Origin of the sequence: Sphingobium sp. RAC03 (assembly GCF_001713415.1) — a bacterium.
Lineage (GTDB): Bacteria > Pseudomonadota > Alphaproteobacteria > Sphingomonadales > Sphingomonadaceae > Sphingobium.
In genome coordinates this window covers 549,674-573,638 of the sequence record NZ_CP016453.1, presented here as the reverse complement: position 1 = coordinate 573,638, position 23,965 = coordinate 549,674, and the positions used below count along the sequence as shown (strand labels likewise).

Here is a 23,965-nt window from a genome sequence, read left to right as displayed (position 1 = left end):
GCATCAGCCGTTAATCCTAATGCGACTCACTTGCAATATCATATTAAGCTGATAGGTGCGTCGTCGTTCGGGGCGATCCACGCCCGATCCAATGTACCGACAATGGGGGCCGCACATAAGATGAAGACCAAACTGCCGATGCTGTTGGGAACCGCGCTGATGGTTACGCCGACACAGGCCTTGGCGCAGGATGATGCCGACGCGCCGGAAACCACGCGATTGGCGCTCGACCGCATGGTCATCTCCGCCGGCACCGAAAAGGTCGCGATCGACACGCCGCAGGCGGTCAGCACGCTGGACCAGGACGATATCGACCAGGTCCAGGCAACCACCATCGGCGACCTGTTGGAAGGGATGCCGGGCGTCAACGTCCAGGGCGGCGTGGGCCAGCTTGGCCAGGGCTTCAACATTCGTGGCATGGGCACGGCGATCGGCGATAGCGACAATCGCATCCTGCTGACGGTCGATGGCGTCACCAAATTCTACGAACAATATCGCATGGGCGCGCTGTTCACCGAGCCTGAACTCTACAAGCGGATCGAAGTGCTGCGCGGCCCGGCCTCCTCGACGCTCTATGGCGCTGGCGCGCTGGCGGGCGTGGTCAATTTCACAACCAAGGATGCATCCGATTTTCTGGACGATGGCGATCCACTGGCGGTGCGGTTGAAAGCGGCGACTGAGACCAATGCGCAGGCGCACACCCTATCGGGTATCGTCGCGGTGCAGCCGACCGAGGGTGTCGAGCTGCTGGGCAGCTACAACTACCGGCGCACCGACGATTATAAGAGCGGCAATGGCGATACCGTTGCGGCCTCCGCCACCTTGTCCGACAGCTGGCTGGTCAAGGGCCGGGTCGCGATCGGTGGCAATAAGAAGCACGCGATCGGGGCCAGCTATCAGGACTGGATCAGCGACGCGCCGCAGGTTTATGACCAGATTTCCGCCGCCACTGGCGCCGCACTGATGCGCCGCCGCGTTCACGACAAGACCGCCGTGCTGGGCTATGTGAACGATTTCGACGGCAGCAAGATCTTCAATGTCGAGGCGCAGGTCGCCTACTCGCTGTCGAAGGTGCATCAGACCGAGACGACCTTCCTCGGCCCGCTCGCCTATTCCGACTTCTCCTATGAAAGCTGGCAGGCCAAGGTCCAGAACACCAGCGAGTTCGCCATGGGTGGCGACTGGACGACCTTCCTGATCCTGGGCGGCCAGTGGAGCGAGCAGAAGCGGCGCAACCCGCGCGTGGCGCTGAACGGCACGGTGACGCCGGGCGCGGGCACCCATCCCGAAGGTGATATGAGCCGCTATGGCCTGTTCGGCCAGTTGGAGATCGTCTGGTCCGACAAGCTGACAATCACGCCCGGCGTCCGCGTCGATTGGACCGATCTGACCCCCGGCGACACGGTGGTCGGCGGCACGACGCTGACCGACAAGGTCAAGGATAGCGGCGTATCGCCCAAGCTGGCGGCGCTGTATAATTTTACGCCCTGGTTCGGCCTGTTCGGTTCGGTCGCGCGCACCGTGCGGATGCCCAATATCGATGAAATCTTCACCCGTTCGGCCACTCGTCCCAACAATCCTGACCTACGGCCTGAGAAATCCGACAATGTCGAAGTCGGCTTCACCTTCTCCTTCGACGATATGCTGGGCAAGGGCGATCACTTCCGCGCCAAGACCACCCTGTTCCAGAATGACGTCAAGGACCTGATCGTCAATGTCACCGCCGCGGCGGGCACGCCCTATTTCCAGAATATCAACCGATCGCGCTTCAAGGGGCTGGAGGTCGAGGCCGAATATGGCATGGGCGGCTTCTTCGCGCGCGGCAATGCGTCCTTCATCGATGGCAAGAACCGGCTGACGGGGGATTATCTCAATACCGTTCCGGCCAACGACTATCGCCTGACATTGGGCTATGCCGATGCGGCGAGCGGCCTGTCGGGCGGCTGGACTGGCGAGTTTGCGGAGCGGCAGGACAAGGTGACGACCGGTGCCTTCGCCTCAGCCGGATCTGGCCTGCCGACACCGGGCTACACCGTCCATAATTTGTTCTTCGCCTTCAAGCCGCAGAGCGGCGCGGCCAGGGGATTCGAATTCCGCATCGCCATGGATAACGTCTTCGATAAACATTATCGCCGCCATCTTTCCTCGCTCGCCGCGGAAGGACAGAGCTTCAAGTTCACCGTGGCGAACACATTCTGACGCCATGGCACAGGCAGCGCATCCTTTCCGCATCGGCGGGCCGGCGGCGGCGTCGTTGCTGGTCAACGGGCTGTTGATCGCAGCGCTGCTTAACCTTGGCATGGGGCATGTCAGCCGCCGGAGCGAATCTCCGGCGCTGACGGTCCTGTCGCTCGCCCAACTCAAGGGCGTGGAGCAGGGCGAGGAAGACGCGGAAACAGCGACGCCCAGCACGCCTGCCGCTGTTCAGCCCCCCACGACCAAACAACCGCCCGCACTGCAACCGCCCGCGGTGACCACTATCACGCCTCCGGTCATGACGGTGCCATCGCGTCTTTCCCTTTCCATGCCAATGCCGGTTGCCGCACCGGCAGCTAATTCCTCCGCAGCGCCATCGCCGCCCGCTTTGCAAACCACGACCGCCGCCACCTCGGCTGCGCCCCTGCCCCGCCGCGGCGCCGCGGATGGCCTGGACGTGAAAGCGCCACCCGGGACCAGCCGCAGCTATGCCGCCAAGGTCCGATCCTGGCTCTACGCCCATAAAATCTATCCCCGCCGGGCCCGGATGCGACGGGAGGAGGGGCGGGTGCAGGTTCGCTTCGTCCTCGACCGCACCGGCATGTTGCTGGAGGGTGCGATCGTCCAGGGATCGGGCAATACCGTGCTGGACGATGAGGCCGAAGCGATGTTGCGTCGCGCCTCCCCCTATCCTGGCGCACCGGCCGAACTACCGGGCGAGCGCATCGAGTTTACGGCGCCGATCATATTCACCCTGCCAGCATAGCGATGTCATTGATCTTGTCCTGCACGATCGGCGTAGCGTGCATATCCGCTCCATCTTGGGCCTGCGGGCCGCCTTAGCACCTCCAGTCCTTGGACGATCGACAGTCTTTGGGCAGGCAAGAACGACCCTTCTGAGACATTCACGACAGAATTTCTCGCTCCCGATTCCAGTCAGTCCGCTTCTTCACATTGGCACGGGTTTGAGGTGCTGCCTGGCTACATTCTTCACGGCGTTGGTCATGACCTGAATGGCCCGTGCATGGAGATGGGATACCGACCATAATAGCGGGACGTCCATTATGTCTTGTCACTGGTGATCGTCCTTAACACACCCAGGAAGGCGAGGCGCGCGGCGGCTATCTGATCGCCCTGCCGCAGCGCGTCTTCCAGATGGGCGGCGGCTATGCCCAATTCTTTCAGGCCGACCGTTCCTGCCATTCCGGCGGCGCGATGCGCCATATGCTGCAGATCCTGATCCAAGATCTCGTTTGCCTCGATCATTGCCAGTTCGGCGCGGCATCGCGCGATGAAGCGCGCGCGCAGATGCGCCACGCGATCATCCATTTCAGTCACAGGAATTGCCGCGCTTCGGCTGCCAGCGTCATCGGGTCGAATGGCTTTGCCAGTACGCCCGCCGCACCCAGCGCCAAAAGGGTGGCAATGTCACGCTGGGAACTGCGCGCGGTGATAAAGACGATCGGAATATTGCGTGTCTCGGCCTGGTTCCGTAAAGCGTGCAATGTCGCTGGGCCATCCATACCCGGCATCATGAAGTCCAGCAGGATGAGCGCCGGTTGCCATGCTGCTGCAATCGCGACCGCATCTTTGCCTGATGCGCATAGGCGCACCTCCAGCTCGGGGTCCAGGCTCAGCGCGATGTCGGCAATCTCGCGAATATCGTCGTCATCATCGACATAGAGGATGGATATCATCGTTCCGCCTCTTCATCGGTCTGCTGCCACAGATGCTGGACCGTTCCTACCAAACGCTCAATGGGCGTGCGTGACTTGGTCAGATAGGCCTGCACCGAGGCTGCGACATCTGGGTCGGCATCTTGGGCGGAGAAGATAATGACCGGGATTGGGATGCCGCCGGAGACTCTTAGGTTAGGCAACAGGTCAAGCCCGGATCCGTCGGCCAGGCCTAGGTCCAATATGGCCAAATCGAACGCACGGTCGGACAAGGCGACTCGCGCGGCCTGGACGCTGGTCACAGACGTTAGGTTAACCTGCCCTTCCAAAGCTGTCGCAACCACCCGCAGCACATCTGGATCATCGTCAACATGCAGGACATCTGGCTGGCCGGCACGTTCCCGGTGGGTTATCGTTTGACGGACAGCAGTGATAAGCTGGTCCAGCGGCACGGGCTTTTGAAGCCAATCGACGATACGCAATGCTTCCGCCTCAATCCCACCGTGACGGCTATCAGCCGAAATCATCAGTATAGGTATGTTCTCCATCCCCGGCTGTCTGCGCAGATTGCGAACCAGTCCGATGCCCCCCCCGCTGGGCAGGTTGGAATCCACCAGAACTACTCTGTAACGGCGGGTCCGTGCCTGTTCCATCGCATCAGTCGTGCTATGAACGATATCGCAGGCCAAGCCAGAAGCCTCTAACGCCTTTGACATCTGTGTAGCCAGTTCCAGGTCACGTTCGCAGATCAATAGCCGGTCGACCGGACCTTTTGCTTCTTCCGGCCGCGCTGCAGGTAGGTCAATGTGAAACTGCGACCCCTTGCCTAATTCGGAGTCGAAACTGATTTCGCCGCCCAGTTTGGTAACGATTTCCCGGACGATACTAAGCCCCAGACCGGTGCCGCCTTTTTGTCGTGTGTCAGATGAATCGGCCTGTGCGAACCGATTGAAGATGCGCGACCGAAACGCCTCGTCAATACCGGCCCCCCGGTCACAGATGCTGATCCTGTGCCGGTTGTTGTCTGACCAGGTTATGATATCGACCGTCTCGCCCGGCGGCGAAAATTTGGCGGCGTTGGAAATGAGGTTGGCTAACACCTGCATTAGCCGGTCGGCATCGGCCCACAAATAGGCATTGATCGGCACTGGTCCAAGATTGAGCGACACCTTGAACCGATCCGCATAACCCCGATTCTGCTCGACTGCCTGCTGCAGGATCGCACCCAGATCAACATAGCTGTTATTGAATGTCATCTGGTCCGAATCGATCTTTTCGATATCCAGAATGTCGTTGATCAGGCGAACCAGCCGCTCGGCGTTATCATGAGCTATTGTGATCAGCCGCTGCGCGCGATCGGGCATCACACCGCCAGCACCGCCGACGAGCAGTCCGAGCGACCCCGCGATAGACGTCAACGGCGTCCGCAATTCATGGCTGACACTGGCGACGAATTCCGCCTTCAGCCGTTCAACGCGCTTTCGTTCGCTGATGTCGCGCGCCACCACCACATAATGGATACCATCGGCCAGCAAGACAGCTGTGACCGCAACATCACACGGGAAAACGGTACCATCTTCGCGGCGGCCCGGTATTTCCTGAAGATAGCCAGGCTCGCCTTCCACCAGCCGCATATTACGCAGATAGGTGGCGACTTGGCCGCGGGGCGGTGGATCGGCGAACAACATGCCGACATCGCGCCGCAGCAATTCATCGGCCGTGTAGCCATATATCCGGCTCGCTGCCTTGTTGACCCCTTCTATACTTCCGCTGGGGTTAAGGATCAAAATAGCGTCCATGGCACCGTCGAGAATGGCCTCGCGTCGCCGCGAAAGATCGTCCAGCCGCGCGAGCGCGGCGGCGCGGGCGCGAAAGGCTCGGAAAATGATCAGTCCACTAATGCACAGTAAGGTGGTCAGCAGGCCCAGCAGCAGGAAACTGTGCAGGCGTAATTTGGATTGGGCTTCATCGGATTCTTTCGAGAGAATAGCCAGGCGCCCCTCCTCCGCCCGTCGCAGCTGTCCAATTTCAGCGCGGATGCCATCCATCAATCGTTTGCCGTCGCCACCGATCACCATTGCTTGCGCGCCGGCGAAATCATTATTTTGACGTAGGGCGATCGTGCGGGCGGAAAAGGCCAGTTTCTGCCGGGTTAGATCGCGCAGCCGCGTCATGTCGCTTCCAACTGCCGCTGGTGTCTGTAACTTCTCCACCTGCGCCAGCGTTGAGTCCATCTGTTGGCGGGCCTTCAGATAGGGATCGAGAAAGCTGGGATCGCCGGAGAGGAGATAGCCACGCTGCCCGGTTTCGATATCCTGATGTTCTGACAAAATGATCTGCAACATGGCGCGGCGCTGATAAGATAGGTCAACAACGCGCCTTAATTCCTTGGCATCATTCGCCTGCACCATCATCATGGCCGCTACAAAAAAGATGATAATCGGAATGCTGATCGCCGCAATAATCGCGACAAGGCGACGCCACTGAAGGAAACGTATCATTATGGCATTCCTTGATAGACCCGGACATAGTCGATTTCCAACTTAGCAGGCAGGGCAGTTTCGTCGATGCCCTGCGCACCGCCCCATGGCCCGCCGATGGCCAGATTAAGGATCAGGAACATCGGCCGATCGAATTGCATGCCCAGTTCGGCCGGATGGAAGGTAAGCGTAGGCCTGTCATCCACCCCGAACCGGATGAGATCATGGGTCCAGTGTAATTGGTAGCGGTGAAATTGCGTGCAGGCGTCCGCGATTGCGGTGGTGGCTGTGGGATGATCGCCGCGCCGGAAATTGCGTTCCCCAGTCTGGATGGAATGATGCACTGCCCCGGCATCGCTCCCGACATGCTCGGCAATGTCGATTTCGCCACCATGCCAGCGGCCACTTTCCTGCACGGGCAGAAGCCAGATGGCTGGCCATGTACCGCGTCCGCATGGCATGCGCGCACGTATTTCAAAAAAGCCGTAAGTCCAGCCTTGCTTCCCGCGCGTGATCAGTCGACCAGAAGTATAGGCCTGACCGCCCCAGTCGGAAAAAGCCGCGCGATCCAACGTCTCGGCATGGGCTTCGATGATCAGCGAACCCTTCGTTACCCGCACATTGCGGGGACGACGGCGCGCATAATATTGCGCTTCGCCATTATACCAGCCCTTGCGATTGCGGTGCGTGTCATAGGCCCAACGACGCGGATCGGGTTCGACACCGCTATCGAACTCGTCGGCCCATGTCAGTTGATAGTGGGGCGGCACGGTCAAAGCCGCCGATGGCGCAGGCGATGGTCCGTCACGCATGGCTACGGAAGGCGCGGGAACGCAGCCCGTCAGGAGCAATGGCCCGACCCAGCGCGCAGCGCTCCCATGACGGTGCAGCGCCACGCCACCAGCGGCCTAAAAGACGCGGCTGACGCCTAGCGACGCATAGGGTCTCGCGTTCCGTCCCGCCTGTTCGCTCGCGCCTGCGGAAACCTGCCCTTCCCATCCGCCACCCAACGGCGTGGCGACATGGGCACCCAGACTGGCGCGCGTGTAGGTCGGATCGCCCTGTACTATGCTCTCTACACCGACACGCGTTCCGCTGCTGGCGCTGACAAGGCGGGTCAGTCGCAACTGCGCGATGTATGATTCGTTGCGGACGCCCCACGAACCGAACCATCCCATCCGCCATTGATTGCCCAGCGCACCGTCTGTCTGCAATCCTGCGTCGAACCGGGTGCCGCGCAGTTTGTTACCCCGATCATTCGGATCCAGGTTGGTATCTGTAATGCGCGGCCCGGCGGATATATTTGCCCAGCCCCAATCGCCCGACATTTGATAGACCAGAGCGATCTCTGCACCGATGTAGGTGGCTTCGATCCGCTCGCTCGTGCGATAGCGATAGGTACCACCATTGACGCCTGCCCGAACCGCCAGCCCGTTACCCAAGGAGTCGCCGGGTAGGGCTATCAGCCCACCCACATAGCCGCCTGCGCCATCCCCCGCGGCGCCACCGGCATATAGTACGCCACGATCCTGGGCGTTGGCGGGGGCCATGCACGACAGCAGTGCCAGGCCGCATAAAAAGGATCGCGTCATTAAATAAAGGCTCCGAATGCGCACAGGACATCTGGCTTTCATCGATGATCATAACGACAAGGCGTGAACGCGCGACAGCTTATTTTTGCTTAAGCATCGATTAGGCGTGTTTCTCACAAGATCAAGCGATTAAAGGCTTTTTTCCTGTTATGGTTTGCCAGCTAAGGTAAGGGTGGCCACCGTTGCAGACAGGGAGGCGACAAGGATGATATCGTCGGGATCCCGGCATAGCGAACGACCGCTCAACGTGCTGCTGGTCGATGATGATGACCTGTTTCTGGAATATTTGACCTGGGAATTGGAAACGCTCAACTGCACCGCGCAGTGCGCGATGGATGCGGAAAAGGCGCTAACCCTACTCCAGGACAATGTTTTCGACATGGTCGTCACCGACTGGCAGATGCCAGGGATGGATGGCATAGCGCTGGTAGAGCGTATCCGCGCGCTGCATGGCCGTGATCGCTTCCTGCACGTGGTCATGACCACCGCCAGGGGTGATAGCCATACTATCCGCCACGCCCTGAATGCGGGCGTTGACGATTTTCTGTTCAAGCCCCTCGACCGCATCCAGTTGGAACTGGCGATGGCATCGGCCCGGCGCAACGTTGCACTACATTACCGCTTGCAGCGTCGTAATCACCATCTGGCAGCGGCCAACGCCCGCACGCGGGAAGCCTATCGACGGGTCCAGGCAGATCTTGATGCCGCGGCAGCCCTCCACCGGCGGCTTTTGCCCGACCAGGACAGCCATGGCCCCTTGCAGGTGGCATGGACCTATCGGCCAGCCCAGCATATCAGCGGGGATACGATCGGCCTCATCCCCTTACGCAACGGAGCGCATCTTTTCTTCCTGGCTGATGTCCAGGGCCATGGCGTGCCCGCCGCACTGGCATCCTTTCATATCCATCACCGGCTCTCGCAACTCGCCCCCGATACGCCAGCCGCATTGTCGCAAGCGATCAGTGACCTCAATCGGGAAATTGAAGGGCAGCAATCGGAAAGCTATGCCACACTGATATGTGGTCTGCTCTTTCCGCAAAGCGGCGAGGGCTGGATCATCTGTGCAGGCCATCCACCTCCATTCATCATGCATCGGGAGGACGTTGCGCCGTTGGTGCTCGAAGGGGCTTTTCCGCTTGGCTGGTTCCCTGCAGCTACGTTCGATACCACGCCCTTCGAGCTTCTGCCTGGTGACCGGCTCATTCTGTATTCCGATGGCGTGACCGAATGTTGCGACACACAAGGCACGATGTTGGAACAGTCAGGCTTGCGTGTCCTGCTCGCCGCCGCCAAATCCTATCCGATCGACCAGATGGTGCAGCAGATCGATGCAGCATTGCGGACCAGGCACGGTTCAGCGGGACTGGAAGACGATATCTCGCTACTCGCGCTGGAAATATCCACGAAACAAATGCAGGGAACGGCATGACCATCATCACACTCGACGGCGACCTGGCAATCATCAAGGTGACAGCCGCCCGACTGGACGCTGCCGCCGGCCCCGCCTTCAAGGCGGATATCCAGGCGCAGCTGAATGGGCGGGCCAAAAGGGTGTTACTGGACATGGGCGACGTCAGCTTCATGGACAGTACAGGACTCGGCGTGCTGGTCTCACTACTCAAGATGCTGGGAAAGGATGGCGCGCTGGCGGTGGCAGGGGCTCAGCCATCGGTGCGGCGTCTGTTCGAACTAACCCGGCTGGACACCGTATTCAGCCTGACGGACAACGTGGACTCTGCCAGGGCCGTGCTCGGTGACTGACCCTGATATCGTCGAAATTCCGGCGCGGCTGGACGCGGTGGCGCAGCTTGCTGATCATCTCAACGCCAGTTGCGCCAATGCCGGGGTGGCGCCACAGGCAGCGATAGACCTGGAACTGGCGCTCGTGGAAGCGGCCAATAACATCATCCTTCACGGCTATGCCGGGCGGAGCGACGGAACGATCCGCCTAGCGGTACGCCAAGGGCATGGTGTCGTGGAACTGGACCTGACCGACCTTGGCATTCCTATGCAGGATGGGCAGATGACGATGTGTCGCCCCTTTTCGCTGGAGGCAGAAAGCGGGCGCGGTATCCAGATCATCCAGTCCTGTATCGACGTGATCGACTATCATCGCAATGCGGGCGTCAACTGCCTGTCTTTGAAGAAGTTTTTTGATCCCTCCACACCAACTGGCAATCCCGTTCCTGGCTGACCAGTCGCTGGCAAAGCGGCGCTGCATCTGGCACCGCCAATGGCCCCAGTTGCAGGCGATAGAGCGAGCGGAACGGTTCAATCCGCACGCCAATGTCGGCCGGGTCACCCAGTTCGCGCAGAACCTGCCGCCCCTCGCGCGCTGCGCGGGCCTCGCTTTGGTAGGCGCCGATCTGAACATAAGCGCGCTTTTTATCGGAAGCTCGCGGCGCAGCGCGGGATGCCAGCTGGCTCACCGAAGGTAATGGAGCCGGGGGTGTTGGGGTGCTGGGCGCAACGGTTGATATGGCAGGGGATGAACCGGACCGGGGCGTGCCGCCTGTTTCCTGTTCCAGCGTATCATCTTCGATGTTGACCACCAGCAGGCCACCGGCCGCCAGCACAAATGCAGAAAGCAGATGACTTCGTCCTTTGCGCAGGCCGTCTCGCCAACTCATGCTTGATGCTCCGGTTGCCACAGCGCTGCGCGGACCATTATCGACATAGCTAGGATATTGTTCAGGCCCCATAGGCCATTGGCGATCAGGCCGCCCGGCGTGTAGCTGCCGATTTCCAGCCGCCAAGCCAACGTTGCCCAAGCCAAGCCCAGAACGGTCAGGGTCATGATCGTGATTTGCGGCCAGACCAAGTGCAGGAAATTACCATCCTGTCGTTCCTTGGGCGTTACCGGAAATTTGATCTGTTGGTTGCGTAGCACCGCCCACAAGGCACGCAGGGAAATAGGGAATGAAGCCAGATAGCTGACCTTCCCCTTATAGCCGGACATGCCCCATGTTCCTGCGAGAAACGCCAGTTCGTTGGCAATCAGGAAAGGCAGGGCGTGGCTGAAGAAGTCGCCGGTATAGGCGCTCACCGGAGCGACACCTAGGAACAGATAGACCAACGGCGCGAGCAGAAAAATGCAGTTCCACACCGCCCCCAGATATGACCAGAAAGTGGTCAGATACATCAGCCTCTGTCCCAGCGACATGCCCGGTGCAACGACGGGATTGTCATGGAAGAATATGTCGAGGCTGCCGCCGGCATATTTGAACCGTTGGATGGTCCAGGTCAGCAAGTCCTGCGGAGAGAGCATCTTCGATTCTACCTGCGGATGCAGCACGGATTTCCAGCGACGATGTTGGTCCTGATGCAGGACGATGGACGTATAAATGTCCTCCGACACATGGAATTTATATGGCGTGAGTTCCTCGGCTTGCGCCGCCTGCCAGCGCGCCAACGCCTGGGATTGGGCATTGTCGCAGCGCCGTGTCAGGCGTGCCAGGCGCGAACGGGTCTCGCCGCTTGTCTTGGCGACCGCATCGCCATAGGCCTTTAGCGCCACGAACATTATGGCCTCGCGCCGGTGCAGCGATGCCGCGCCACAGCAGAAGGCGGCGTTAAACGCATTGCGCCGCCGCTGGATAATATCGTAAAATAAGGCTGGGTCATTGGCAAAGGGGTCCTCGCCTACTCGAATTTCGCCAAAGATCCATTCGGTGGCGCTGCCAAGCCATCGTCCAGGGCGTCCCATGCGTCGCGTCAGCCAGTGGGTCAGGGTCTCGCCCTCGGGCAGGTCATAGAACCATTGCGGCGTCTGAACGAACGCTACGTCGGGGTCGCGGAAATAGCCCAGCGTCCGTTCCAGCAACGTGGGGAACGGCCGGGTATCCGCGTCGCAGATCAGGATGAAGTCACCGCTGGTATGTTCCATGGCGTTGCGCAGATTTCCGGCCTTGAAGCCGACATTATTGTCGCGTGTTATATAGCCCACCGCCTCTTCCTCCGCGATGGCCCGCATGGTCGGGCGGCGTCCATCGTCAAGGACATGGACATGCAGATCGATCGGGTGGGGGTAGCGCATCGCCTTGGCATCGCGGATGCTGAGGCGAACCAGTTCTTCGTCTTCATTATAGGTCGCGATGAAGACATCGACGGCCACGGGTCGATCTAGTCCATCGGGATCCGCGACGCACTGGTTGATCCCTTCAGGCGGCGTCAGGATAGGGAAATCTTTCACTTTCCAAAGATTGAGCGTGAACAGGATCAGCCCTAAATAGGCGCAGCTTTCCGCCAGCAGCAACGGGATGGCGAACCACAAGGCATCCCAGTTGAGTGATTGCGTCCAGCGCCAGTGGATATACCAGGCCCCCAGCGCCAAGCTGGTAACTCCTAATATTTGCCAGATTTTCTCCCGCACAAGCGAATTGGGCAGCGGAGGAGGAGGGCGGCGATGCTCGAACTGGGTGAAGTAAAAGGTCAAATTCGCCCTCTTCTGAAGGCCTTCGACGAGAATGTGTCCAAACTGGAATCGAGAACTGCCATCTTGGCATCCTAGATTTTTGTTCCTCGGAAACAAGGATTGAACAAGGTTAATGAAATTATCATTATTTTTCCGGGCTTTGATTCGCAACACGAGTGCTGAACGTCAACGGCGGGAACATTTAAAAGCAGGGAGGATCGAATATCAAGAACGGCTTTCAGTCCCATTCACAGACGAAGCAGCGGTAGGCCGAAGGCTCTTTTCGTCTTACCTCCGCAATCTTTGGGGTTTGTGGGCAGATACCCGTCGTTCGATCATTCAGCCATGGTCGGCGAATGAATTAACGGAGTGAGGAACTCGATTTAGCGTTGACGTTAAGCGGCGAGCTTGCGCTGTTGCAAGCGGCAATATTCAAGTGCGTCGGGATAAATGTATCGGTGGCAGAGTTTGCGCGAGAAGTATCAACTGCCATCCAAACAAGGTCTTAGCTGATTTTGATGCAATGGTGGTGTTTGTTATACCGGACCGGCAGGACGCAATGTGACGGATATGTGATACAAGCCGCCGATAGCAAATCGCTTAGACTGACGGCGAAGTGCCAGTGTCGCTTATTCCCTTTCTAACCAGGGTAAACAGGGCCAGGTCGCGAGTCGCCCCTCAAACGCCAATCGATAACCAAATTTGCTCGCAGGAGCGGACCGCTTGGTCTCCATGAGATGTGGGCGATAACCAATCGCTCACTCAACGCTTAGAAAAGCTCACTGTTGGAAGTTCGCTCCCTAAGGTGACCGGCGTTGGCCAAGCCTGTCAGGATTTTCTGTGAAGCGTAATCCGGGTGAGTTCGGCGGGACGGCCCAGACGCATTGCAAATCCAGGCCATATACCAGTCCCATTGTTCACATAGAGCGTCATTCCGTCGACCATATAGCGTCCGGACACGAAGCCCTTATTGCCCATCGCCACGAGGCGATCCAGTCCAGGGATCATGCCGCCATGGGTATGGCCGGACAGCTGAAGCGAAACACCGCACGCCGCCGCCGTGTGTGCTGGACCGGGTTGGTGGTCGAGCAGGAGAATGGGAGCGCCTGCCGGCGCACCAGCCAAGGCGGCTGCCAAGTCCGGAGGCGGCATTCCGGTTGCCGGGGCCGTCCTGTCCGTCACGCCGACGAGTATGAGGTTGCCGCCCTGACGGCGGAGAACCACCTGGTCATTGGCCAGTATGTGCATGCCCATTTCAGCGAAATGCCGCATCCATTCCTGATAGCCGAGGAAATATTCATGGTTGCCCGGACTCATGAACACGCCATCGCGCGCGCGCAGGTCGCGCAAAGGCTCGACATCCGCCCGGCGCATCGCGAGGCTGCCGTCGATGACATCGCCTGTTATCACGATCAGATCGACATCGAGCGCTTTTGTACGATCGACAACAGCCCGCGTCCATCCGGCCGGAAACAGGCGGCTGATGTGGAGGTCGGTCAGTTGCACCAGGGTGTAGCCGTCGAACTGTGGCGGGAGCCCGGCAATATCGATCCTGACATCCTTGAGGGAGGGAACCCGCGTCGCATTATACACACCGACCCAAGCGAGGAGCATGGCTGCGGCAGCCATAACATAGCGAATTTCGAGGGCCATCGCTGCGTTTCGTCCCGACGCCAACCACAGGGCGAGCAAAGCCACATCGGCGAGCAACTGCATCAGGGCGAGGCGCCCGCCCAGTTGAACAGAATGACGATGGCGCGCGGGAACTCGGGCGCGAAGATCGATCCGGACGACAGCTTGCTCCAATATTGGAACTGCGAAGCGACCAGCATCAGCACCGCGAGGGCGATCTTCACCGCCAGCGGCCATGGCAGTAGCCACAGGAAGCGCGTGATGACGAGCATAGAGGGCAGCGCGAAGATCAGGTGGAAAATGGGATATGCTCCGGTGACATTAACGAGGGTCGGCGCATGAAACGCCGCCCGCACCATCAGGGTCGATATATCGGGATGAGGCAGACGCAGATACCGCTTCAATCCGGCAACAGCTTGTCCAATGTTATTGGAAGGTCGCGCACCCGCTTGCCGGTCGCGTTGAACACCGCGTTCGCCACGGCGGCACCGACTCCGGTTATGCCAATCTCCCCGATACCCCGCGCCCCCAGCGGCGAGCGGGGATCAGGAATGTCTGTCCACATCACATCGATCTGTGGCACGTCCAGATGGGTCGGGATATGATAGTCGGCGAGCGACGCATTCATGATCCGGCCACTGCGCTCATCGAACAAGCTTTCCTCGGTGAGGGCAAGGCCAAGACCCATGATCATGCCGCCCCGGAACTGACTCGCCGCGGTCTTGGGATTAAGGATCGTGCCGCAATCGAAGGAACCCAATAGCCGATCGACGCGCACTTCCCCGGTCACGTCGCTGACGCGCAGTTCACAGAAGACGGCGGACGTGGTGTGCATGGCGAATTTGAACATTTCGAGCGGCATGCTGCCCGCCGCCGTCACAGTCATGTCATCGCGCGCAGCCCGTGCAAGGATCGATTTGAAACTGTCATGCCGAGATGGATCGGCGATGCTGGCGATGCCGCCATCGGTGAGTTGAACCTCGCTCGCGCGCAGGCCAGCGACGGGGCTGGCATTGCCCGCCAGACGCAGCATTTCGCCCGTCAGCTTTTCTGCAGCGGCAATGATCGCTCCAGCGACGGAGGCTGTCTGCGACGATCCCCCCGCCATGGGCGATGCGGGCAGGTCGGAATCGCCCAGTTCGAAACGGATCGCCGCCAGCGGCAGCCCGAGCCGGTCGGCCGCGTGCTGCGCCTGCACCGTCGCCGTGCCCATTCCCATTTCCTGTGCGGAGCAGGCAATGGTCGCCGACCCATCGCCATGCAGCGTAATGCGGACATTGGCGCCCGGCATGCGCGCATAAGGAAAGCTGCCCGCAGCGCAGCCCATGCCGATCCGCCATTCGCCCTCGCGTCGCGAACCTGGCTCCAAAGCCCTACGGCTCCAGCCGAACCGGTCCGCGCCGTCTTTAAAAGCCTGTTTCAGCGCATGCTGGGAGAAGGGGGTGCCGGAGACGGGATGCCGCTCGGCGATGTTGGTCATGCGCAGGTCGACCGGATCGACGCCCATGGCATGCGCCAGCTCATCGACCGCGCTCTCGACCGCGAAAGTGCCGATCGCCTCGCCAGGCGCGCGCATGAAGGTATTGGGCACAATGTCGAGATCAACATGGCGCTGAAGAAATTCGAAGCTTTTTGCGTCATAAAGGGCCCGCGAACCGAGCGTATATTGCTCCGGGCAAGCGCCATAAGGCGGCATCACCGAATAGCCGCTATGAATGAGCGCGGTGAACCTGCCCGCTGCATCCGCGCCGATGGCGACACGCTGTTCGGACGGGGTCCGGCCGCCGATGATGCGGTAGACGCCCTCCCGACTGAGTGTCAGGCGCACCGGGCGCCCCACCATCCGCGCCACGGCGACGGCAATGATCTGATGATCCCACATGCCTTTACCGCCGAAGCCGCCACCCACGAAGGGCGAGAGAACCCGCACCTGCTCCCTCTTCAGGCCGAAAAGCTTGGCAAGCGCCGTCGCGCTTGGCGCGACCATCTGCGTCGTGTCCTGCACCAGCAGGCCATCGCCCTCCCATATGGCGGTGACGGTGTGCAGTTCGATCGCATTGTGATTCTGCGGTGGCGTCCGATAGACATTGTCGACACTATGTGCTGACCGCGACAGCTCGCGTTCGGCATTGCCGACCGCGACATGGTTCTTCTCGATCAGGATGGACGCGGGAGTCCGGGCTGTCGCCTTGGCTTCCTCGAAAAGGGTCTTTGCTGGTTCGGCCGTGTAATCGATCACAATCAGCGAGGCGGCGTGATCGGCCTGTTCCTGGGTTTCAGCGATCACGGCTGCGACGATCTGACCATTATAATGGACGTGCGCGTCCTGCAGGATCGGCAGATCGCTGTTCCCGACGGCTGACATGTCGCTCATGCCGATCAGCGCCAGCGTGCCAAGACGCGGCATATTCCGATGCGTCACGACGAAGATCACACCGGGTGCCGCTTCCGCCGCGTCCGTGTCCAGCCGCGTGATCCGGCCCCGCGTGATCGGGCTGTGCACCAGCGCGGCATAAGAGAGATTGTCCACCGCCACTTCGGCGGCAAAGCGCGCCTCCCCTGCGACCTTCAATGGTCCGTCCAGTCGCGAAGCCTGCCGCCCGATCGCTGCCCGGCGTTCGATCAGGGGGTCGGGCGAACCACCCGGCAACCAGCCTGCGGGCACCCAGCCGATGACGGTCCGGACCGAGCCGATGACGGCGTTCTGGATCTTGGTCACAGGGCAGCTCCTCCCAGTTCGGCGAGCATGGCGGACAGGGTTCGTTTCGCCAGTCCGCGCTTGAAGCCATTGCCGGGCAGCTGCGTTGACCCGGCGAATTCCGCTTCGAACGCCTTCTCTATCGCTGCCGGTGATAGCGACGCACCGCGCAGCGCGTCCTCTATCCGGGATGCGCGCCAGGGCTTGGGCGCGATGCCACCGAACGCCACAGCGATGGCATCGACCCTATCCTCACGCATAGTCATCCCCACCGCAACCGAGACAAGGGCGAAGGCATAGCTCGCCCGGTCGCGCACCTTGCGATAGGCCGAGCTTGCCGCGAACGACGATGGCGGGAGCGACACTGCGACGATGATCTCCGTGGGATCGAGCACCGTCTCGATGTCGGGCCGTTCGCCGGGCAGGCGGTGGAACGCGACGAGCGGAACTGTGCGTTCGCCTGCCGGACCCGCGATATGGATCTGGGCATCCAGGGCGGCGAGGGCAACGCACATGTCCGAGGGGTGGGTGGCGATACAGGCATCCGATCCGCCCAATATGGCGTGGTAGCGGTTGAAACCGCCAATGGCGTCGCACCCGCTGCCCGGCACCCGCTTGTTGCAGCGCGCGCCAGCCACGTCGTTGAAATACAGGCACCGCGTCCGCTGCATGACATTGCCGCCGACTGTCGCCATGTTGCGAACCTGCGCCGATGCTCCGGCCAATATGGCGCGCGCCAGCATCGGATAATCGGACCGCACGACAGGGTGCGCGGCGACCGCGCTGTTGCGCGATGCCGCGCCGATGATCAGGCCGCCATCCTCCGCCCGATCTATCCCGTCCGGCAGCGCCGTGACGTCGATCAGCTGGCAGGGTGTATCCACCCCCTTGCGCATCAGATCGACCAAATTGGTGCCGCCGCCCATAAGGCGAACGCCCTGCCCACCTGTCATATTCAGGGCGTCGGCCACCGAAGCGGCGCGGGCATAGCTAAAGGGGTTCATGGCCGGCGCTCCGCAGCAACGTCGAGAATCGCGTCGATGATCCCGTTATGCGCGCCGCAGCGGCACAAATTGCCGCTCATCCGCTCCTGCACCTCGTCCCGCGACAGGATGATGCTATCGGCTGCCAGATCGGCCGTGAGGTAGCTTGGCATGCCCGCAGCTACTTCTTCCAACATGGCTGTCGCCGCGCAAATCTGGCCCGGCGTGCAATAGCCGCACTGGAAGCCGTCATGCTCGATAAACGCGGCTTGCAGCGGATGCAGAACCTCGGCCGTACCCAGCCCCTCTATCGTCGTGACGGATCGCCCGTCCGCCTGTACCGCCAGGGTGAGGCAGGAGAGGACGCGCCTGCCGTCCAGCAGGACGGTACACGCCCCGCAGGCCCCCTGGTTACAGCCGACCTTCGTGCCGGTCAGGTGCAACCGTTCCCGCAACAGGTCGAGCAGCGATACCCGCGCGTCGTCTGGAGGCGGAAAATCGTGTCCGTTGACCGTAATCGCCATGGGGCTTGCTCCTCATTCGTCGGCAGTGGTGCGACCGCGTGCTGCTCTCCTAGATAATACGAACATCGTATTATTCAATCATCGTTATATATGATTTTCGCAATCAGTGCGATGAACTGATCGCGTTCATGGGGCGCAAGCCGCTCCAGCATCAGCCGGTACATGTCCTGATATGTCTTGCGCTGATTAGTGACATAAGACTGGCCCTCACCGGTCAGTTCCAGGGCGACGGCGCGGCGATCCTGTTCGACACGGGCGCGTTTGAGCAGGCCACGCTTGACCAGCCGGTCGGTCGCAGACGAAATCGTGGTATTGGCCGTGCCCAAAAAGCGCGCCACGTCGCTCGGTCCGCAGGCAGGATGCTGGGCCACATAGAAGAGCGTCTGCTTGTCGAGTTCGTTCAGAGGCTTCTGCGCGCTCATAGCTTCAGCCAGCTTGTAGCGGCGCGTGAAGGTTTCGAACGCAGAGCCCAGCGTGGTGAGTTGGTCGTCGGTCGGCTTTGTCATAGCGATCGCATAACGCGCCCGGCCTGCTTATGGCTAGATGCTCTTGCGCATAACCTTGTGATCACATGATCGACCGGTGAAAGACGCTTAGCCCGCGATTTTGCTCTCTCACCTCCGGCACGGCCGCTTTTGCGATTTCCCTTTCGACATCGCTCATAGCCTTGATGACATCTGTCAGGTCTTTACTCAGCGATAGGGGAAGCATGGTCTCACTTTCGCTCGCCTGTCCATCGTACCGCGTTGCGAGCGGTGCGCTTCTAAAGTTCGGTATGAGGTTGACCAGGCACCTTAGGTCGAAGCAGGGCGCTGCCAAGCGTCAAGATCGAGGCGTCAAGTCTTGGCGCAGTCTGCGCAGACCACAATATGGGCTGTCGGCAGTTCAACAGGCGCTCCTCATACAGCGGCGCATCTGACGCACCAATGGCCCATGCGTCTCGGACCCAGGCAAGAAGTTTGAACTTTATCATGCATTAAAAACAGGGTTTGTATGCGATAAGTATAAATTAATTTGCGTTTATGAATGTTCGATGAAGATATACATCCGGTCCGAACTTTCATCATCTGTAATTATTAATATACTGATGTTTTATGTTCCAAACTGTTTTATAGTTTATATGTTGTTAACGGAAAAAATTCCGTGACATAATAAATCGTGAAACATTATTGCTGATAGATGATTATTAGTGATTGGCGTGCATAGGAGAGCAGGATGTCCACCAATCACGATATCAGCAAGATCGACGACCTTGTCACCACATTAATCGACAGCGTGAAGGGGTATGAACATTCCGCCCAGAAGGTAGATAGTCCGGACCTCAAGGCCCTGTTTATCGACCTTGCAACCCAGCGGCGTGCGGCCGTCGAGCTTCTGCAGGAGGCCAGCCGGGCTCTGGGCGGTACCCCCAACGACTTTGGATCGGCAGCAGCAACGATACACCGGCGCATAGAGGATCTGAGGGTCGCATTGGGTGGCGGCGACAAGGCCATCATCAGCGAGATCGAGCGCGGAGAAGATTATCTGAAGGAAGAATTCGACAGGGTGCGCAACGACGATGCGTTGAGCGCATCAATCCTTGATGTCGTCAATCGTGCTTACGCGTCCGTTACCAGTGGGCACACCGCCATCAGCGGCCTTAAACACGAGCTCGCAGGCTAGGGACGATTAATCGTCCTCGCGCGAAGGGATTGCAAATTCTTGATCCGGTTCCAGAACATAATATTGGAGATGGTGGCCAAAGGCGAAAGCCTTAAGGATACCGCCGACCGTCTCTGCCGGGAGGTCGAAGCAACGGTGCCCGATATCGTGTGCTCAATCCTTACGCTCGATCGCGCCGGATTGTTGCACCCGCTTGCAGCCCCCTCCTTGCCTGACCATTATTCCAGCGCGCTGGATGGGCTAGGCATCGGCCCTGACATAGGATCTTGTGGGGAGGCCGCCTATTTTGGGCAAGCTGTCACGGTATGTGACATCGAGAATGACGAGCGCTGGAGCGACTTCCGGCATCTGATCCTGCCGCTTGGATATAAGGCTTGCTGGTCCTCTCCAATCCTGGACGCTAAGAACAGAGTGCTTGGCACCTTTGCCTTCTACTATCGCGACAAACGAGGTCCGTCCGACGTCGAGAAGGCGTTCGTTGCCGCGTGCATATATCTTTGCCTCATCGCCATGGAGCGCCATGAAAGGGTGCTGGAGCGGGACAGGCTTGCCAATATCGATGACCTGACGGGATTAGCCAATCGGCCTTCCTTCAATGCGGCGCTGGCAGGTCTGGACTGTAACGACCCGGGCGCTTGGGCCATGCTGGCGCTCGACCTGGACAATCTCAAGGTCGTCAACGATACTTTTGGCCATCATGCTGGCGACGTCTTGCTCCGCGACGTCGCTGCGCGCATCGCTGAGGTTTGCGCGCCCGACAGACCATTCCGCCTTGGCGGCGATGAGTTTGCGATTATCGTTCAGGCGCCGGACTCACTTCGCAATATCGAAGCGACGGCGGAGCGCATTCTTGATCGGCTGGCCCAACCCGTGCAGGGGCCCGGCCATATCCTCTACCCTCAAGCGACTATTGGTGGTGCCATTCTGGCGCACGGCGATCAAGTTGCCGAAAGCGTATGGCAAAATGCAGATTTTGCGCTCTATCATGCCAAGGAAACGGGCCGGGGCGGATTTGTACGCTACTGGCCCGGTATCGGAACGTCGATCACCCATCGCCTCTCGGCCATTCGCGAGGTCGGCGCCGCGCTGCGCGATGGCAGGATTGATGCTTATTATCAGCCTATCGTGCGGCTGGACACGCGGGAAATCGTCGGCGTCGAGGCGCTATGTCGGCTGACTACGGAAGATGGTCATGTCCGTTCGGCTGCCGAATTCTGCGAAGCGACGTCGGATCCGCAAATCGCCTGCGCGATCACGGACACCATGCTATCGCGCATCGCCGCAGACGTGCGCCGTTGGCTCGACATGGGCATTGCGTTCCAGCATGTGGGCGTAAATGTCTGCTCGGCGGACTTCCACCGCGGCGAACTCTATGAACAGTTGAGCGCCGCTTTCGTGCGTGCGGGAGTCCCCCTCGAACATTTGATACTCGAGATCACCGAGGGCGTCTATCTGGGCCATCGGGATAATGGCATCGCGCGTGAGATAGCCAGAATGCGCAGCAACGGTCTGAAGATCGCACTTGACGATTTCGGAACGGGATTTGCGTCGCTTACCCATCTGCTGACCGTCCCTGTCGACATCATCAAGATCGATAAGTCCTTCGTCGCCCGGCTGGCTCCGGATGACGCCAGCACGGCCATAGTCGAGGGCCTGTTTCTGATCGCCAGGAAGCTTGGCATCCGCGTGGTGGCCGAAGGTATCGAAACCGAAAGTCAGGCGTCGCAGCTGAGCGATTTTGGCTGTGCATTGGGCCAGGGCTATCTCTTTTCGCGCGCGGTCGATCGGGCCACGATGACCGACATGCTAATGCAATGCGCGCAAAAGGCCGACGAGCCGCAAGCAACCGGAGGATCACCCCTAGATGGTCTAACAATGCGCGATCCACCGCGCAGGCGCGCGTCCTGACATGCTGTTGTCGAGCGTTGCAAAGGCTTGGGGCCCGCAACGTCGTTGCCAGTCGGGACGCTTGAACTCGCCATCGGGCACTGCGATTACGCCCAATGAAACCTCAAGGACAGCTGATCACTTAGTAGGATAGGAAAGCTGGTCTTTCCAAGACGCTCAGCAACCGATTTTTAGCTCCCAAGAGCCGTCGGTCAGCGTTGGTCGCCAGGGCGATGAATGGTTCGCAATAGGCATTTTGTTTGGGTCGAGCAAATGGGCGCACTCTGCTTGACCACCGGATAGATTTGCTTGATCCTGCACTGGTGAACGACATCATTATCGATCCAGCCCCTTCTCGTTCCGGCCTCTCTGTGGTCTTGTCGGCGCGCCCTGAAGCAATCCGGCTCGATGCCGCGACGACGGCGGTGATCGTCGTGGATATGCAGAACGCCTATGTCAGTGAAGGCGGCTATGTGGACGAAGCTGGATTCGATATCGGCCAGGCGGGCGGCGTGATTCCAAAGATTGCCGAAGTCGTCGATATGGCGCGCGCAGCCGGTATGACGGTTGTGTTCCTGCAGAATGGCTGGGATCCGGACTATGTCGAGGCAGGTACGCCTCTCTCGCCAAACTGGTACAAATCCAATGCGCTCAAGACCATGCGCGCGCGACCGGAGCTTACCGGCAAATTCCTTGCGCGCGGAGGATGGGACTATGACCTTGTGGATGGCTTGCATGTGCAGGAGGGCGACCTGCGCGTGCACAAGCCGCGCTATTCCGCCTTCTTCAACTCGCAGCTCGATTCCGTGCTGCGGGCACGCGGCATCCGCACGCTGATTTTCACCGGCATCGCCACCAATGTCTGTGTCGAATCGACCCTGCGGGACGGCTTCCACCTTGAATATTTCGGCGTGCTGCTGGAGGACGCCGTGCATCATCTGGGGCCAGACTTCATCCGCGACGCCAGCCTTTACAATGTCGAGACATTCTTCGGCTGGGTGAGTAACGTCGCCGACTTCACGACCGCTGTTGGCCAACTGCCTCCAAAGGACTCCTGATGCCTTTTGAACCCATCAATCCGCCGCAATTCCCGACCCCGATAGCTCCTTATTCGGCCGGAGCGAGGGCCGGCAACGCGGTGTACGTCTCGGGCGTACTGGCGCTGGGAGAGGGCGGCGCAGTGCTGCATATCGGCGATGCTGCCGCGCAGACGCGTCATGTGCTCGACGTCATCAAAACCACGATCGAGGCTGCAGGCGGCACGATGGCCGACATCGCCATGAACCACATCTTCCTCACCGACCTTAAGGACTATGCCGCCTTGAATGCGGTCTATGCCGAATATTTTCCGGGCGACAAACCTGCCCGCTACTGCATCAGGTGCGAACTGGTAAAGCCCGACTGCCTGGTCGAGATCGCCTCGGTCGCTCATCTTGGCTAAGGCGGCCGGGCTTCACTATGAGATGCACGGGCGCGCGGATGCGCCGCCGCTGATATTGTCGAGCGGCCTTGGCGGCTTAGCGACCTACTGGGCGCCCAACCTGCCGGCGCTGGCTGCGCATTTCCGCGTCATTGCCTATGACCATCGCGGCACCGGCCGCAGCGACCGCGCGCTTGCCGACGCCCTATCGGTCGAGGACATGGCAAACGACATGATCGCGCTGATGGATGCCCTCGGCATCGTGCGCGCCCATTGCATCGGGCATGCGCTGGGCGGGGCCATCGGCGTCGAAACCGCCATCCGCACAGGACGGATCGACCGGCTGGTTGTCGTCAACGGATGGCGCTCGCTCTCGCCCCATACGCGGCGCTGTTTCGCCGCCCGCCTCGCACTGCTGCATGGCGCTGGCGAGCGGGCTTTTCTCGAAGCGCAGCCGTTGTTCCTCTATCCGCCCGACTGGATCGCCGATCACGACGAAGAGCTGAATGCGGACATAGACCACCATCTCGCGGCCTTGCCGGGCGTCGAGACGACGACCAGGCGCATCGCCGCCGTGCAGGCCTATGCGCCCGACCCGGGGGTGCTGGCGGCGCTGGAAAATCTGCTCGTCATTGCCACCCGTGACGACTTCCTCGTGCCCTATGCTACCGCGCTCGATCTCGCCGCGCCGGTTACGCATGCCCGCACCGCCACGTTTGACTGGGGTGGTCATGCCTGCAACGTGACCGATTCCGAAAATTTCAACCGCGTCGTTCTCGCGTTCCTCAGGAGTTGAAGTCC

The 23,965-nt window shown here is 60.1% G+C and carries 21 protein-coding genes and 1 pseudogene; 10 read left to right on the top strand and 12 right to left on the bottom strand.

Features of this window, described 5'->3' with window-relative positions; all coding sequences use genetic code 11:
- Window positions 1-120 precede the first annotated feature (120 nt).
- Both BSY17_RS02555 and BSY17_RS02550 read left to right on the top strand, forming a co-directional pair.
- On the top strand, window positions 121-2,199 hold the full coding sequence (locus tag BSY17_RS02555; RefSeq protein ID WP_171899168.1) for a TonB-dependent receptor domain-containing protein: 2,079 nt from the start codon (window positions 121-123) through the stop codon (window positions 2,197-2,199).
- Between the two features lie 4 nt (window positions 2,200-2,203).
- On the top strand, window positions 2,204-2,962 hold the full coding sequence (locus BSY17_RS02550) for an energy transducer TonB (protein WP_069064215.1): 759 nt from the start codon (window positions 2,204-2,206) through the stop codon (window positions 2,960-2,962).
- A gap of 296 nt (window positions 2,963-3,258) precedes the next feature.
- Here BSY17_RS02550 and BSY17_RS02545 read toward each other — a convergent pair whose 3' ends face one another.
- Genes BSY17_RS02545 through bcsS form a run of 5 tightly spaced genes read right to left on the bottom strand, consistent with a single transcriptional unit; the run spans window position 3,259 to window position 7,944 of the window.
- Window positions 3,259-3,525, bottom strand: coding sequence for an Hpt domain-containing protein (locus BSY17_RS02545; RefSeq protein ID WP_237236239.1), 267 nt, complete (start codon window positions 3,523-3,525; stop codon window positions 3,259-3,261).
- A gap of 5 nt (window positions 3,526-3,530) precedes the next feature.
- Window positions 3,531-3,893, bottom strand: coding sequence for a response regulator (locus BSY17_RS02540; protein ID WP_069064213.1), 363 nt, complete (start codon window positions 3,891-3,893; stop codon window positions 3,531-3,533).
- Window positions 3,890-6,373, bottom strand: a complete 2,484-nt coding sequence (locus BSY17_RS02535) for a CHASE3 domain-containing protein (protein WP_069064212.1) — start codon at window positions 6,371-6,373, stop codon at window positions 3,890-3,892. Before BSY17_RS02535 ends, BSY17_RS02540 begins: the two co-directional genes overlap by 4 nt.
- The gene (locus tag BSY17_RS02530) at window positions 6,373-7,248 is read right to left on the bottom strand and encodes a glycoside hydrolase family 16 protein (protein WP_171899167.1); all 876 of its coding nucleotides are present in this window, start codon (window positions 7,246-7,248) and stop codon (window positions 6,373-6,375) included. The genes BSY17_RS02535 and BSY17_RS02530 overlap by 1 nt, the downstream gene beginning before the upstream one ends.
- 12 nt (window positions 7,249-7,260) lie before the next feature.
- Window positions 7,261-7,944, bottom strand: a complete 684-nt coding sequence (gene bcsS, locus BSY17_RS02525; protein WP_069064211.1) for a cellulose biosynthesis protein BcsS — start codon at window positions 7,942-7,944, stop codon at window positions 7,261-7,263.
- A gap of 205 nt (window positions 7,945-8,149) precedes the next feature.
- On the opposite strand from bcsS, the gene BSY17_RS02520 reads away from it, so the two are divergent.
- The 3 genes from BSY17_RS02520 to BSY17_RS02510 are packed head-to-tail and all read left to right on the top strand — an operon-like array spanning window position 8,150 to window position 10,138.
- Window positions 8,150-9,373, top strand: a complete 1,224-nt coding sequence (locus BSY17_RS02520) for a PP2C family protein-serine/threonine phosphatase (RefSeq protein WP_069064210.1) — start codon at window positions 8,150-8,152, stop codon at window positions 9,371-9,373.
- On the top strand, window positions 9,370-9,705 hold the full coding sequence (locus tag BSY17_RS02515; protein WP_069064209.1) for an STAS domain-containing protein: 336 nt from the start codon (window positions 9,370-9,372) through the stop codon (window positions 9,703-9,705). The genes BSY17_RS02520 and BSY17_RS02515 overlap by 4 nt, the downstream gene beginning before the upstream one ends.
- Entirely contained in the window at window positions 9,698-10,138 is a 441-nt protein-coding gene (locus BSY17_RS02510; RefSeq protein WP_069064208.1) for an ATP-binding protein, read from the top strand. The genes BSY17_RS02515 and BSY17_RS02510 overlap by 8 nt, the downstream gene beginning before the upstream one ends.
- Here BSY17_RS02510 and BSY17_RS20765 read toward each other — a convergent pair.
- The 7 genes and pseudogenes from BSY17_RS20765 to BSY17_RS02480 all read right to left on the bottom strand — a co-directional run bounded on the left by BSY17_RS20765 (window position 10,071) and on the right by BSY17_RS02480 (window position 18,701).
- Window positions 10,071-10,574: an SPOR domain-containing protein gene (locus tag BSY17_RS20765; RefSeq protein WP_171899166.1), complete on the bottom strand. Its 504-nt coding sequence runs from the start codon at window positions 10,572-10,574 to the stop codon at window positions 10,071-10,073. The two genes, BSY17_RS02510 and BSY17_RS20765, sit on opposite strands and share 68 nt — an antisense overlap.
- Window positions 10,571-12,379, bottom strand: coding sequence for a glycosyltransferase family 2 protein (locus BSY17_RS02505; protein WP_069064207.1), 1,809 nt, complete (start codon window positions 12,377-12,379; stop codon window positions 10,571-10,573). The genes BSY17_RS20765 and BSY17_RS02505 overlap by 4 nt, the downstream gene beginning before the upstream one ends.
- Window positions 12,380-13,186: 807 nt before the next feature.
- Window positions 13,187-14,292 (bottom strand): annotated as a pseudogene (locus BSY17_RS02500) (metallophosphoesterase).
- 98 nt (window positions 14,293-14,390) lie between these two features.
- Window positions 14,391-16,709, bottom strand: coding sequence for a xanthine dehydrogenase family protein molybdopterin-binding subunit (locus BSY17_RS02495; RefSeq protein WP_069064206.1), 2,319 nt, complete (start codon window positions 16,707-16,709; stop codon window positions 14,391-14,393).
- Window positions 16,706-17,692, bottom strand: a complete 987-nt coding sequence (locus tag BSY17_RS02490; protein WP_069064205.1) for an FAD binding domain-containing protein — start codon at window positions 17,690-17,692, stop codon at window positions 16,706-16,708. The genes BSY17_RS02495 and BSY17_RS02490 overlap by 4 nt, the downstream gene beginning before the upstream one ends.
- A complete protein-coding gene (locus tag BSY17_RS02485; protein WP_069064204.1) occupies window positions 17,689-18,195 on the bottom strand; it encodes a (2Fe-2S)-binding protein in 507 nt (168 codons plus the stop codon). Before BSY17_RS02485 ends, BSY17_RS02490 begins: the two co-directional genes overlap by 4 nt.
- A 74-nt stretch (window positions 18,196-18,269) precedes the next feature.
- Window positions 18,270-18,701, bottom strand: a complete 432-nt coding sequence (locus BSY17_RS02480) for a MarR family winged helix-turn-helix transcriptional regulator (RefSeq protein ID WP_069064203.1) — start codon at window positions 18,699-18,701, stop codon at window positions 18,270-18,272.
- 709 nt (window positions 18,702-19,410) lie between these two features.
- Here BSY17_RS02480 and BSY17_RS02470 point away from each other — a divergent pair.
- From BSY17_RS02470 to rutD, 5 genes are all read left to right on the top strand, one after another.
- Window positions 19,411-19,857, top strand: coding sequence for a PA2169 family four-helix-bundle protein (locus tag BSY17_RS02470; protein WP_069064201.1), 447 nt, complete (start codon window positions 19,411-19,413; stop codon window positions 19,855-19,857).
- A 69-nt stretch (window positions 19,858-19,926) separates the two neighbouring features.
- Window positions 19,927-21,765, top strand: a complete 1,839-nt coding sequence (locus BSY17_RS02465; RefSeq protein ID WP_069064200.1) for an EAL domain-containing protein — start codon at window positions 19,927-19,929, stop codon at window positions 21,763-21,765.
- 302 nt (window positions 21,766-22,067) lie between these two features.
- A complete protein-coding gene (rutB, locus tag BSY17_RS02460) occupies window positions 22,068-22,802 on the top strand; it encodes a pyrimidine utilization protein B (protein WP_069064490.1) in 735 nt (244 codons plus the stop codon).
- Entirely contained in the window at window positions 22,802-23,185 is a 384-nt protein-coding gene (rutC, locus tag BSY17_RS02455) for a pyrimidine utilization protein C (RefSeq protein WP_069064199.1), read from the top strand. The genes rutB and rutC overlap by 1 nt, the downstream gene beginning before the upstream one ends.
- On the top strand, window positions 23,178-23,960 hold the full coding sequence (gene rutD / locus BSY17_RS02450; RefSeq protein ID WP_069064198.1) for a pyrimidine utilization protein D: 783 nt from the start codon (window positions 23,178-23,180) through the stop codon (window positions 23,958-23,960). Before rutC ends, rutD begins: the two co-directional genes overlap by 8 nt.
- Window positions 23,961-23,965: the final 5 nt, after the last annotated feature.